Origin of the sequence: Brevundimonas sp. (assembly GCF_036963785.1) — a bacterium.
Classification (GTDB): domain Bacteria; phylum Pseudomonadota; class Alphaproteobacteria; order Caulobacterales; family Caulobacteraceae; genus Brevundimonas.
This window is the reverse complement of the sequence record NZ_JBALUS010000003.1, coordinates 551,091-564,121: the sequence shown is the minus strand read 5'-3', so window position 1 is coordinate 564,121 and position 13,031 is coordinate 551,091. Positions and strand designations below refer to the sequence as shown.

Sequence of the window (13,031 nt, the reverse complement as noted above, 5' to 3'; positions counted from 1 at the left end):
CAAAAAGGATAGGTCACGATCTCGCTGAACTCAAGCGGTCGGACGCATCCTTGTGCGGCGCACCTTGTGCATCAGGCTGCGGGTCAGCCAGGCGAGGCCGGCCAAGGCCGCGACCATGAACGCCACGGACACCAGCGCCAGCTTGGCAAACACCAGTGCCAGGCTGAAGGCGACGACGACGAGCGCAACGGCGGCAAGATAGAGGACAGTGATCTTCATGACGGATTAACGCCGTCCCGCGCGGCTGGTTTCACCGGTTCGGGCGTGAGTGAAGGTTCAGCGCGCGTGCGCTGTTGATGCCACACTCGCCGTTGACCGCCTCAGGCGTAGCTGTAGGGACCGCCGCGTTCGAGGGCGCGCTGATAGGCCGGGCGGGCGTGGATGGTCTCGAGGAAGGCCTTCAGCTTCGGACGCCGGCCAAAGCCGGGGATGCGCGTGGCGCCCGCCTCGATCGGAAAGCTCATCATGATGTCGGCGGCCGAGAACGCGCCACCCGCGAACCACGGATGGGCGGTCAGCTCGGCTTCCCAGAAATCGATATGCGACTGCAGCTGGGGATCGATGAAGCCCGACTGGGCCTTGCCGGCGATGGAGTTGACCAGCGGCCGCACCAGACCGGGCGCGCGTTTGGGCAGCTGGCTGAACACCAGCTTGAGCAACAGCGGCGGCATGGCCGAGCCCTCGGCGTAGTGCAGCCAGTAGCGATAGCGGCGCCCCGCCTCGGTGCCGGACGGTGGGGCCAGCCGCCCCTTGCCGTGGGTCTCGACCAGATAGTCGACGATGGCGCCGGTCTCGGCGACGCGAATGTCGCCGTCATCGACCACCGGGGACTTGCCCAGCGGATGGATGGCCTTCAGCTCGGGCGGCGCCAGCATGGTTTTCGCATCGCGCTGATAGCGTTTGACCTCATAGGGCAGGCCCAGTTCCTCGAGCAGCCACAGCACCCGCTGGGACCGGCTGTCGTTCAGGTGATGTACGGTGATCATGAGGGCGTCCGGCGCTCGGGAGGGATGAAGTCCGGATCAAAGCCCGCCTTGCAAGGCCATGTCCAGCCCGACCACGGCGGTAACGGCCACGCTGGCGACTGCCCAGGCCAGAAGATTGGCCTTCCAGCCGATCCGGAGGTGCCGGGCGCCCCAGATCGTCATCCCGACCAGCACAGCCACCACAAGGGCATGGCCCGACCACCGTCCCCACCCCATCGCCAGGGTGATGGCGGCCTCGTCGTTCGGCTGCATCAGGGTCATGACCGCGGCCATGAAGCGCATGAAGGCCGCCGAGAACAGGACCGCATAGGCCGCGAGACTGCCGCGTGTCAGGACCAGCGTCAGCCCCAGCAGGGCCTGAAGCAGCGTCACGACCACGCCACCGGCGCGGACGGCGATCATGTGTTCCACGGGGATCGACGGGTCGCGCACGCCCGCGCTGTTCAGGCTGAAATAGGCCTCATAGCCAAGGGCGCGGCCCGCAGCCCAGTGGCCAGCCTCGTGCATCACGAAGGTCAGGACCATCACCCCGAAGAGCAGGACGTAGAATCCCGCTCCGATCCGCTGTCGTCTGACCATGGCGCACCTCCCCGACCCATGAGGCCAGTCGAGGAGACGGTTGTCCCGTTAAACTTCTGTCAGGCGTAAGCCTGCAGCGGGCGGACGTCCAGATCGTCGTTGCGGATGGCGGCGATGGCGTGGACGGCGGCAAGGGCCCCGGCGGTGGTGGTGTAGTAGGGGATCTTCATCATCAGGGCTGTGCGCCGGAGGCTGAAACTGTCCTGCAGGGACTGTTTGCCCTCGGTGGTGTTGAAGACCAGCTGGACGTCGCGGTTCTTCATGGCGTCGACGATGTTGGGCCGGCCCTCCAGCACCTTTTTAACATGGCCGACCGGCAGGCCCTGCTGGACCAGCCAGGCGTGGGTGCCGCCGGTGGCGATCACCTCGAAACCCTGTTTCAGCAACAGGGCGACCGGTTCGACGATGAAGGGCTTGTCCGAATCCTTGACCGAGACGAAAGCGCAGCCCTGGACCGGCAGGGTGGTGCCGCCGCCGATCTGGCTCTTGGCAAAGGCCCGGGCGAAGGCGTCGGCCATGTCGGGCTCGCCCTCGCGCTTCCAGTCCAGCCCCATGACCTCGCCGGTCGAGCGCATCTCGGGCCCCAGAACCGTATCGACGCCGGCAAAGCGGGCGAAGGGGAAGACCGCTTCCTTGACCGCGATATGGTCATAGGGGCGGTGCTCCAGCCCGAACGAGGCCAGCGGCACCCCGGCCATGACCTTGGCGGCGATGGCGGCGATCGGCTGGCCGATGGTCTTGGCAACGAAGGGCGCCGTACGGCTGGCGCGCGGATTGACCTCCAGCACGAAGATGCGCGGGGTGTCGCTATGCGGCTTCTCAATGGCGAACTGGACGTTCATCAGGCCGCGCACCTTGAGCGCCTTGGCCATGGCCTCGGTCTGGCGCATCAGCTCGGCCACCACCTCGGCCGACAGGGAATAGGGCGGCATGGAACAGGCGCTGTCGCCGGAATGGACGCCGGCTTCCTCGATATGCTCCAGCACGCCGGCGACAAAGACGGTCTCGTCGTCGCACAGGGCGTCGACGTCGACCTCGGTGGCGCGGTTCAGATAGTGATCGATCAGGACGGGATCGTCGCCCGACACCCGCATGGCCTCGCCGACGTAGCGGTCCAGCTGTTCGCGGTCATGAACGATCATCATGCCGCGGCCGCCCAGCACATATGAGGGACGCAGCACCACCGGATAGCCGACCTCGTCCGCCTTGTCGGCGGCCTCCTGGGCCGAGCGGGCCAGGCCGTTGGGCGGCTGCATCAGGCCGATGTCGTGCAGCATGACCTGGAAACGCTCGCGGTCCTCGGCCAGATCGATGGAGTCGACGCTGGTGCCAAGGATCGGCACGCCGTCCTCCTGCAGGGCATGGGCCAGTTTCAGCGGCGTCTGGCCCCCGAACTGCACGACCACGCCGATCAGCTCGCCCTTCGAGCGCTCGACGTCGATCAGCTCCAGCACATCCTCGGCGGTCAGCGGCTCGAAATAGAGGCGGTCCGAGGTGTCATAGTCGGTCGAGACGGTCTCGGGGTTGCAGTTGACCATGATCGACTCGACGTCGATCTCGGCAAAGGCAAAGGCCGCATGACAGCAGCAGTAGTCGAACTCGATCCCCTGCCCGATCCGGTTCGGCCCGCCGCCGAGGATGATGGCCTTCTTCCGATCCGACGGGCGGGACTCGCACTCGGGGATCTGGCCGACGGCGCCGGTCTCATAGGTCGAGTACATATAGGCGGTGGCCGAGGCGAACTCGGCGGCGCAGGTGTCGATCCGCTTGAACACGGGGCGGACGTCCAGCGCGCGACGGGCCTTGCGCACCGCGGCCTCGGTGGTGCCGGTCAGGGCGGCGATGCGGGCATCGGCAAAGCCCTTGGCCTTGAGCTGGCGGAAGGCGCGGGCGTCGGTCGGCAGACCCCGCACCCGCAGATGACCCTCGTCGCGGATCAGCTCCTGGATCTGGCGCAGGAACCAGGGCTCGTACGAACAGGCGGCCTGGACTTCTTCCACCGTCAAGCCGTGGCGGAAGGCCTGGGCGATGACGCGGATGCGGTCGGGCGTGGGCGTGCCGAGGGCCCGCACCACGGCCGCGCGGATGGCACCTTCGTCATCGGTGTCGGTGGTGCCGTCGATCTCGATCTCGTCAAAGCCCGACAGACCGGTTTCCAGCCCGCGCAGGGCCTTCTGCATCGATTCCTGGAAGGTCCGGCCGATGGCCATGACCTCGCCCACCGACTTCATCGAGGTCGACAGCAGCGGCTCGGAGCCCGGATATTTCTCGAAGGCGAAGCGGGGGATCTTGGTGACCACATAGTCGATCGAGGGCTCGAACGAGGCCGGGGTCACACCCGTGATGTCATTGGTCAGTTCGTCCAGCGTATAGCCGACCGCCAGACGGGCCGCGACCTTGGCGATCGGGAAGCCGGTGGCCTTGGACGCCAGCGCCGAGGACCGCGACACGCGCGGGTTCATCTCGATGACCACCATGCGGCCGTCGGCCGGATTGATGGCCCACTGGACGTTCGAGCCGCCCGTCTCGACCCCAATTTCGCGCAAGACGTTGATCGAGCCCGTCCGCATCCGCTGATATTCCTTGTCGGTCAGCGTCAGGGCCGGGGCGACGGTGATGCTGTCGCCGGTGTGGACCCCCATCGGGTCGATGTTCTCGATCGAGCAGATGATGATGCAGTTGTCCGCCTTGTCGCGGACGACTTCCATCTCATACTCCTTCCAGCCGAGGACGCTTTCCTCGATCAGCACTTCGGTGGTCGGCGACAGGTCGAGACCGCGCTCGACGATCTCGCGGTATTCCTCGACATTGTAGGCGATGCCGCCACCCGTCCCGGCCAGGGTAAAGCTGGGGCGCACGATGGCGGGCAAGCCGACGAACTCCAGCGCCTCCTCGGCCTCGTCGATGTGGTGGATGGCGCGCGAGCGGGGGCTTTCCAGACCCAGCTTGTCCATGGCGTCGCGGAATTTCTGGCGGTCCTCGGCCTTGTCGATGACATCGGCGCGGGCGCCGATCATCTCGACGTCATGACGGGCCAGCGCGCCCGAGGCATCCAGCGCCAGGGCCGTGTTCAGCGCCGTCTGGCCGCCCATGGTCGGCAGCAGGGCAAAGCCGCCGGGCAGGACATGGCGTTCCTTCTCGATGATCTTCTCGACGAACTCGGGCGTGATCGGCTCGATATAGGTGGCGTCGGCCACCTCCGGGTCGGTCATGATGGTGGCGGGGTTCGAGTTCACCAGAATGACCCGATAGCCCTCGGCCTTCAGCGCCTTGCAGGCCTGAACCCCCGAATAGTCGAACTCGCAGGCCTGACCGATGATGATCGGCCCGGCGCCGATGATCAGGATCGACTGGATGTCTGTGCGTCTGGGCATCGCGGCCTCTTCTTGTCAGTTCGTCACGACCGCACACTCCCAGCCGTCATAGTCCAGCTGGAAGGCCGCGGCCCAGGATTGCATCATGGCGGAAACGGGCGCGAACGAGGCTTCGTCCACCGCCATGGTCGTCTCAAGTATGGTCGAGTCGTCGGCGCCACGCGTGATGAAGCCGGCCCGGCGGGCGACCTCGTTCAGATCGTCGTGGTCGCCCTCGCCGTAGAAGTAGAACAGGGTGTGGCGCGGGGTCAGGCCGCTGTCGCCCTGCTCCGCCAGGGCTGCCCGGATCATGGCATCACGCTCGTCATGCGGGATATCGGCAGCGGTCACGGAACGGCGGTCCTTCGGCGCACGAAAACCCGACGGAGGGAGGGCCCCCGGCGCGGTCACGTCTGGTTGTCGGTTAAGCGGCCGGTCTAAAGACGCGGGGGCCTGCTAGCAAGGCCTGAATCAGCCCGGATCGCGTTCAATTCGCGCCAGCCATTCCGGCAGCTCGTCGAAGCGGGCCAGGGTGACATAGCGGGGGTGGCCTTCGGGGGCGTCGGCCAGTTCATGGGCCCAGGTCACCTCATAGGGAATATGCACGCCCCACGCGCCGGCCTCGATCGCGGGCAGCACATCCGAGCGCATGGAATTGCCGACCATGACGCCCTCTTCCGGACCGGTGCCGTGGCGGGCGAAGACCCGTTCATAGGTCGAGCGGTCCTTTTCCGAGACGATCTCGACGCCCGAGAACAGCTCGCCCAGACCCGAGGCGGCCAGCTTGCGTTCCTGATCCATCAGGTCGCCCTTGGTCACCAGCACCAGCCGGTAGGTGTCGGTCAGCTGCGCCAGGGTCTCGGCGACACCGGGCAGGGTCTCGACGGGGTGGGACAGCATCTCGCGCCCGGCGGCCAGGATCTCGCGGATGGCCGAGGACGGGGGATCGCCGTCGCACAGCTCCATCGCCGTCTCGATCATCGACAGGGTGAACCCCTTCACGCCATAGCCGTAGAGACGCAGGTTGCGACGCTCGACCTCGGCCAGCCTGTGCGCGATCACCGCATTGTCGTGATCGGTCAGAAGGTCGAGAAAGCGGGCTTGGGTGAGGCGAAAGATCGTCTCATTGTGCCAGAGGGTGTCGTCGGCATCGAGGCCGAGGGTGGTGATGCGCATGGCGCGCTGCCTAACACCGGAATCAGGCGTTTGGGAGAGGCCATGAGCGAGACATCTGCGGTCGTGATCGGCGCGTCGGGCGGCATCGGTTCAGCGTTGGTCCGGCAGTTGGAGGCTGCGGGCCACCATGCGGTCGTCCATGCCCTGTCGCGGTCAGGCACCGGGCTGGATCTGGAAGATGAGGCCTCTATCGCGGCGGCCGCCGCGCGGATTGCCGAGGGGCCGCCCCCCGCGCTTGTGATCGTAGCCACAGGGGTGCTGCACGGCGACCATCAGCCTGAACGCGCCTATCGCATGCTGACGGCCGAGCATCTGATGCGCGACTATCGGCTTAATGCCGTCGGGCCCGCGCTGGTGGCCAAACACATCCTGCCGCTGATGCCGCGGCAGGACCGGGGGGTGTTCGCTGCCCTGTCGGCGCGGGTGGGGTCGATCGGGGATAACCGGCTGGGCGGCTGGCACGCCTATCGGGCGTCCAAGGCCGCGCTGAACATGCTGATCCGCAATCTGGCCATCGAGCATGGCCGGACGCACAAGGCGGGCATCGTGGTCGGCCTGCATCCCGGCACTGTGGCGACGGACCTGAGCGCGCCGTTTCAGGCCGGAGTCGCGCCCGAAAAACTGTTCACACCGGAGCATTCGGCATCCGCCCTGTTGTCGGTGGTCGAGGGGCTGACCCCCGGAGACAGCGGCGGTGTCTTTGCGTGGGACGGCCAGCGCATCCCTGCCTGAGCGGAAAAGAGGGTGAACCGGCGGTTCACCGCCTTTGTTGATCGTCCGTAGACGATCCGGGGCGCATCCTGCAGGCGTCGGGGACCGACTTGTCACCTGGAGGTGGCCCATGCGGACCTTTCCCAATGACCCGGCGGGCTCCGCCGGGCCTACAGATGCTTCCTTGGCGGGCACAGCCAGCCTGTCCTCGCCGCCGCTGCAGTTCGCCCCCGAGCACGCGGGCTTTGAGCTGGTGACGCGCGGACGGCGGGGGCTGGCGGTCAGCTTGATCGCGCAGGATATTGTCGACCTGGACAGCGGCGAGGCGGTATCGCGCCGCGTGCGTCGGATCATTCGCCATACCGGGGGCGAGGCCGGGCTGAACCTGTTCGGCCGCGGCACACTGGAGGGCGCGGACCTGCGCCGGATCGACCTGCAGACCCTGCGGATCGGTCTGGACCTGCTGCGCCGTACGCCGGGGCTGACAGGCGTCCTGCCGGTTTTCTGGCGGACCCTGGCCACCAGCCATGGCCGGTTTGCCCTGCTGTATGCCGGCACGAACGACGAGACCCGCCCCGCCGGCCTGTCGATGGAAATCATGGGCGGCACCGAGACGTCGCGGCTGGACGCGGTGGCCGACGTCATCGAGCAGTTCCAGAGCGGGCCGATCGGCATGATCCTGCATGCCGCGCCGGATATCGGTATCGTCCGTCATGCGGCGGCGACACGGGCCTCCTGTCTGTGCCTCGACTTTGCCGGCGTCGATCACCTGTCCCCCGAGGGCAAGGCCGAGGCCCGGGACCTGATCGCAACCGCCCGACGCGTGGCGCCGACGGTACTGCTGGTCAATCTGAGGCCGGACTGGGCGCCGGCGGCCCACGAGGCGGGGGCCACCCATGCGGTGTTCGCCCCCATGGAGCCCCTCAGCCTTTAGCGGCAGAGGTTGACCGGACGGAGCATGGCCCCTAACACCCGGCCGCTTCCGGCCCCTGTCGATACGCGACGGGTGCGCGGGGGCGAACTCCGCGATAGGATGCCGCCATGACCCGAACCCTTCCCGGCGTAACCGGCGTGCTGGCGCTTGCCGACGGCACCATCCTGCAGGGCCTCGGCTGTGGCGCCGAGGGCTCTTCGCTGGGCGAAGTCGTCTTCAACACCGCCATGACCGGCTATCAGGAAATCCTGACCGACCCGTCGTACATGAGCCAGATCCTGGCTTTCACCTTCCCGCATGTCGGCAATGTCGGGGTGAATGCCGAAGACGTCGAGCAGATGGGCGAGAGCGCGGCCACCTCGGCGCGCGGCGCCATCTTTCGCGATGTGCCCACAACGCCGGCCAACTGGCGGTCGGGCCAGTCCTTCGATGACTGGATGAAGAGCCGCAATGTGGTGGGGCTGGCCGGGGTCGACACCCGGGCCCTGACCGCGCGCATCCGCGAGAGTGGCGCGCCGCACGCGGTGATCGCCCACAGTGCCGACGGACAATTCGATCTGGGCGCCCTGGTTGCGCAGGCCCGCGCCTGGCAGGGCCTGGTCGGGCTGGATCTGGCCAAGGACGCCTCGACCCTCCAGGCCTTCGACTGGGACCAAGGTCTGTGGGACTGGCCCGAAGGCTACCCGCGGGTCGACGCCAATGACCGTTCGGTCATCGTCATCGACTATGGCGTCAAGAAGAACATCCTGCGGGCGCTGGCCTCGACCGGTGCAAAGATCACCGTCGTGCCCGCCACCACCTCGGCCGAGGACATTCTGGCGCGCAAGCCGGACGGCGTGGTCCTGTCGAACGGTCCGGGCGATCCGGCCGCCACCGGCGAGTATGCGGTGCCGGAGATCAAGAAGCTGGTTGCCTCCGGCACGCCGCTGATGGGCATCTGCCTGGGCCACCAGATGCTGGCTCTGGCCATGGGCGCGAAGACCATCAAGATGGATCAGGGGCACCACGGCGCCAATCACCCGGTCAAGGACCTGACCACCGGCAAGGTCGAAATCGTGTCCATGAATCATGGCTTTACGGTTGATCGCGACAGCCTGCCGGATGCCGTGACCGAGACCCATGTCAGCCTGTTTGACGGCACCAATTGCGGCATCGCGCTCAAGGACAAGCCGGTGTTCAGCGTCCAGCACCACCCCGAGGCCAGCCCCGGCCCCACCGACAGCCTGTATCTTTTCGGGCGCTTTGCCGAGATGATGCGCCGCTGATACGGCGCCATTCCGGTTCGAAGGCAGGGCAAGGTGAAGTTTGACGAGCGCTTCATCGAGGAGCTGAAATCCCGGCTGCGGCCGTCGGACGTGATCGGCCGCACGGTGAAGCTGAAGCGTCAGGGTCGCGAGTTCGCCGGCCTGTCGCCCTTCACCAAGGAGAAGAGTCCGTCCTTCTTCGTCAATGACGAGAAGGGCTTCTTCCACGACTTCAGCTCGGGCAAGCACGGCGACATCATCAGCTTCCTGCAGGAGACCGAGCGCCTCAGCTTCGTCGAGGCGGTCCAGCGGCTTGCCAATGAGGCGGGGATGGCCCTGCCGGCCGAGGACCCGCAGGCCGCGGCCCGCGAGCAACGCCGCACCACCCTGTTCGACTGGACCGAGCTGGCCATGAAGTGGTTCTCGGCCAATCTGCGCCGGTCGGTCGGCGCCAGCACACGCGACTATCTGAAGAAGCGCGGACTGCCCGAGGATCAATGGGAGCGGTTCGGCCTCGGCTATGCCCCCAATGACCGCGACGGCCTGAAGACGGCCCTTATCCAGAAGGGCGCCACGCCCGGGGATCTGGTCGAGGCGGGGCTGTTGATCTCGCCCGAGGGCGGCGGCGCCCCCTATGACCGGTTCCGCGACCGGCTGATCTTCCCCATTCTGGACGACCGCGGCCGGGTGGTCAGCTTTGGCGGCCGGGCCATGAACCCCGACGACCGGGCCAAATATCTGAATGGCCCGGAAAGCCCCCTGTTTCACAAGGGGGCGACGCTCTACGGCATGCCGGAGGCCCGCAAGCTGCTGGGCACTTCGAAACAGGCCAGCCTGGTGGTGGTCGAGGGCTATATGGATGTGATCGCCTGTCAGAGGGCGGGCATTCCGGCCGTCGCCCCCATGGGCACGGCCCTGACCGAGGACCAGATGGCGCGGCTGTGGCGGGTCACGCCCGAGCCGATCCTGTGCTTTGACGGCGACGCCGCCGGTCAGCGCGCCGCCGGCCGCGCGGTCGAACGCGCCCTGCCCCTGCTGAAGCCGGGGCGGAGCTTCCGCTTCTGTCTGCTGACGGACGGGCGCGACCCCGACGACATGCTGCGGGACGCTGGCGCCCCGGCCCTGCGCGAGGCCCTGTCCCGCACGCGGCCGTTCGTCGAGGTCCTGTTCCAGAAGGAAGCCGAGGCGGAAACCCTCGACACGCCCGAGCGGCGGGCGGGGTTGAAGGCGCGCCTGCGCCAGGCCACCGAGGCCATCACCGACCGCGATCTGGCCGAACAGTACCGGCGCGACCTGTTCGAACGGTTTGATGCCGTCATGCCGGGACGGGGCGCGAAATATGCCCCGCGCAACGACGGCCGCCCCGCCGGCGGGTGGAAAAGGGGCGGCCCGCCGCCTCTGGCCGGCCAGACGCCCGAAGGGGCAGAGGCCCTGCATGCCTTCAACCGGTCCATCGAGCCGATGGCCGCCGCCCTGGCGCTGGCGGCGCTGGACGACATAGAGCGGCTGGACGTCCACCTGGAGACAGTCGCCGGAACCGGATTCGGCGATCCCGCGCTGGACGGCCTTGCCCAGACGCTGGTCCAGCAGCGCCTTGGCGGTGACGCATCCCTTGACTCTGTCGCGCTTCGTCGCCATCTGGCCCAATCGGGTTACGAGGCCCTGTTGCACGAGGTCGAGAAGGCGGCGGCAAAGTCCGGTGCGCCCTTCCTGGCAGAAGATCTGCCCCTCGGCGAGGCACGGACCCTGTGGTCGCAGGCGTTTGACGCCCTGACGCGCATTGCCGCGTTGGAGCGGGCGCTGGCCATGGCGAAGTCGGAGGCCCATCGGGCGTTCGACAGCTCTGCCTTCACCCAGTTGAAGGCGGAGCGTGATGCCCTGCGGCGTGCGATCAAGTCGGGAAGCCTTTGGGAAGATGCCGCAGGAGCCTAACGGGGCCGCGGACGTTTTCCTGTTAATGTAGTGCCGGATAGCCACAGGCTGCGGCGGGTCGGAGACGGAAAACGGGATGAGTGCGCAGACGGACACGCAGGACAATGACGCCCCGAACGACGGGCCCCTGCTCGATCTGACCGATGCCGGAGTCAAAAAGTTTATCAAGCAGGCCAAGACGCGCGGCTATGTGACGATGGAAGATCTGAACAAGGTGCTGCCCTCGGAAGAGGTCACGCCCGATCAGATCGAGGACACCCTGGCCATGCTGTCGGAGATGGGCGTCAACGTCGTCGAGGCCGAAGAGGACGGCGAGGCCGCCCAGGGCACCGACGTGGCCGAAAAGGCCGAGACCTCGGTCTCCGAGACCGACGCCAAGCCGACCTATGACCGTACCGACGACCCCGTGCGGATGTATCTGCGCGAGATGGGCTCGGTCGAGCTGCTGAGCCGCGAGGGCGAAATCGCCATCGCCAAGCGCATCGAGGCGGGCCGCGACGCCATGATCTCGGGCCTGTGCGAAAGCGCCCTGACGTTCGAGGCCATCATGGTGTGGCGCGACGAACTGCTGAACAACCGCATCCTGCTGCGCGAGGTCATCGACCTGGACGCCACCTATGGCGTGCTGAACCCCGCCAGCCTGCCGCACAACCAGCCGCCGCAGCCGATCCCCGGCCAGCCCAAGCCGCCCCGCACCGCTGAGGAAGCGGAGAAGGAAGCGGAAGAGGATGAGGACGAGGACGATTTCGACGACGGCGGCGGCATGTCGATCTCGGCGCTCGAAGCCGAGCTGCGCGATGGCGTCATGGAAGTGCTGGACGCGGTCGCCAACGACTTCGGTGGCTTCCGGCGGCTGCAGGACAAGCTGGTCGAGGCGCGGCTGAAGGGCGAAGCCCTCTCGGCCAAGGACCAGAAGGCCTATGAGGCCCTGTCCAAATCGATCTCGGATCGCCTGAAGTCGATGAAGTTGAACAACAACCGCATCGAGGCCCTGGTCGAGCAACTGTATGCGATCAACAAGCGTCTGATCTCGCTGGAAGGGCGGCTGCTGCGCCTGGCCGACAGCTATGGCATCTCGCGCCCCGAGTTCCTGAAGGCCTATTTCGGCGCCGAACTGGACCCCGATTGGAGCGAGCGGGTCAAGGACATGGGCGTGCGCTGGACCAAGTTCAGCGAGAATGAACAGGCCCAGATCGCACAGATCCGCGGCGACGTCGCCGCCGTGGCCTCCGAAGCTGGCCTGCCGATCGACGACTATCGCCGCATCGTCCAGAAGGTGCAGAAGGGCGAGCGCGAGGCCCGTCAGGCCAAGAAGGAAATGGTCGAGGCCAACCTGCGCCTGGTCATCTCGATTGCCAAGAAATACACGAACCGCGGCCTGCAATTCCTTGATCTTATTCAGGAAGGCAACATCGGCCTGATGAAGGCGGTCGACAAGTTCGAATACCGCCGCGGCTACAAATTCTCGACCTATGCCACCTGGTGGATCCGTCAGGCCATCACCCGCTCGATCGCCGACCAGGCGCGGACCATCCGCATCCCGGTGCACATGATCGAGACCATCAACAAGATCGTTCGCACCAGCCGCCAGATGCTGCATGAGATCGGCCGCGAGCCGACCCCGGAAGAACTGGCCGAAAAGCTGGCCATGCCGCTGGAGAAGGTGCGCAAGGTCCTGAAGATCGCCAAGGAGCCGATCAGCCTCGAAACGCCGATCGGCGACGAGGAAGACAGCCACCTGGGCGACTTCATCGAGGACAAGAACGCCATCCTGCCCATCGATGCGGCGATCCAGAGCAATCTGCGCGAGACCACCACCCGCGTGCTGGCCTCGCTGACACCGCGCGAGGAACGCGTGCTGCGCATGCGCTTCGGCATCGGCATGAACACCGACCACACCCTGGAAGAGGTCGGCCAGCAGTTCTCGGTCACCCGCGAACGCATCCGCCAGATCGAGGCCAAGGCCCTGCGCAAGCTGAAACACCCGTCGCGGTCGCGGAAGCTGCGGAGCTTCCTGGACAGCTGACGCCGGCATCAGGCAACAGGGCTGTCGAACCGGGTGATCAAACCGGTCAATGGGCCTGACCAAACCGGTCAACCGGCACCGTCGAACTGA

General features: G+C 66.7%; 11 protein-coding genes. 5 read left to right on the top strand and 6 right to left on the bottom strand.

Going from position 1 to position 13,031, the window contains the following annotated elements; translation table 11 throughout:
* Positions 1-30: 30 nt before the first annotated feature.
* The 6 genes from V7672_RS09550 to V7672_RS09525 form a co-directional block, all read right to left on the bottom strand.
* On the bottom strand, positions 31-219 hold the full coding sequence (locus tag V7672_RS09550; RefSeq protein ID WP_335624358.1) for a hypothetical protein: 189 nt from the start codon (positions 217-219) through the stop codon (positions 31-33).
* A 101-nt stretch (positions 220-320) separates the two neighbouring features.
* Positions 321-986, bottom strand: coding sequence for a glutathione S-transferase (locus tag V7672_RS09545; protein ID WP_335624357.1), 666 nt, complete (start codon positions 984-986; stop codon positions 321-323).
* A gap of 36 nt (positions 987-1,022) precedes the next feature.
* Positions 1,023-1,565, bottom strand: a complete 543-nt coding sequence (locus tag V7672_RS09540) for a hypothetical protein (protein ID WP_335624356.1) — start codon at positions 1,563-1,565, stop codon at positions 1,023-1,025.
* Between the two features lie 59 nt (positions 1,566-1,624).
* A complete protein-coding gene (gene carB, locus V7672_RS09535) occupies positions 1,625-4,939 on the bottom strand; it encodes a carbamoyl-phosphate synthase large subunit (protein ID WP_335624355.1) in 3,315 nt (1,104 codons plus the stop codon).
* 15 nt (positions 4,940-4,954) lie between these two features.
* The gene (locus V7672_RS09530; RefSeq protein ID WP_335624354.1) at positions 4,955-5,269 is read right to left on the bottom strand and encodes a ribonuclease E inhibitor RraB; all 315 of its coding nucleotides are present in this window, start codon (positions 5,267-5,269) and stop codon (positions 4,955-4,957) included.
* Between the two features lie 120 nt (positions 5,270-5,389).
* The gene (locus tag V7672_RS09525; protein WP_335624353.1) at positions 5,390-6,094 is read right to left on the bottom strand and encodes an HAD family hydrolase; all 705 of its coding nucleotides are present in this window, start codon (positions 6,092-6,094) and stop codon (positions 5,390-5,392) included.
* A 42-nt stretch (positions 6,095-6,136) separates the two neighbouring features.
* Between V7672_RS09525 and V7672_RS09520 the strand changes: the two genes are divergently transcribed.
* The 5 genes from V7672_RS09520 to rpoD all read left to right on the top strand — a co-directional run bounded on the left by V7672_RS09520 (position 6,137) and on the right by rpoD (position 12,941).
* Positions 6,137-6,826 (top strand): SDR family NAD(P)-dependent oxidoreductase, encoded by a 690-nt coding sequence (locus tag V7672_RS09520; RefSeq protein ID WP_335624352.1) that lies wholly within the window; start codon positions 6,137-6,139, stop codon positions 6,824-6,826.
* A 163-nt stretch (positions 6,827-6,989) separates the two neighbouring features.
* Positions 6,990-7,739, top strand: a complete 750-nt coding sequence (locus V7672_RS09515; RefSeq protein WP_335624351.1) for a hypothetical protein — start codon at positions 6,990-6,992, stop codon at positions 7,737-7,739.
* A gap of 107 nt (positions 7,740-7,846) precedes the next feature.
* The gene (gene carA / locus V7672_RS09510) at positions 7,847-9,004 is read left to right on the top strand and encodes a glutamine-hydrolyzing carbamoyl-phosphate synthase small subunit (protein WP_335624350.1); all 1,158 of its coding nucleotides are present in this window, start codon (positions 7,847-7,849) and stop codon (positions 9,002-9,004) included.
* Between the two features lie 33 nt (positions 9,005-9,037).
* Positions 9,038-10,915: a DNA primase gene (dnaG, locus tag V7672_RS09505; RefSeq protein ID WP_335624349.1), complete on the top strand. Its 1,878-nt coding sequence runs from the start codon at positions 9,038-9,040 to the stop codon at positions 10,913-10,915.
* 76 nt (positions 10,916-10,991) lie between these two features.
* Positions 10,992-12,941 (top strand): RNA polymerase sigma factor RpoD, encoded by a 1,950-nt coding sequence (gene rpoD / locus V7672_RS09500; RefSeq protein WP_335624348.1) that lies wholly within the window; start codon positions 10,992-10,994, stop codon positions 12,939-12,941.
* The last annotated feature ends 90 nt before the right edge of the window (positions 12,942-13,031 follow it).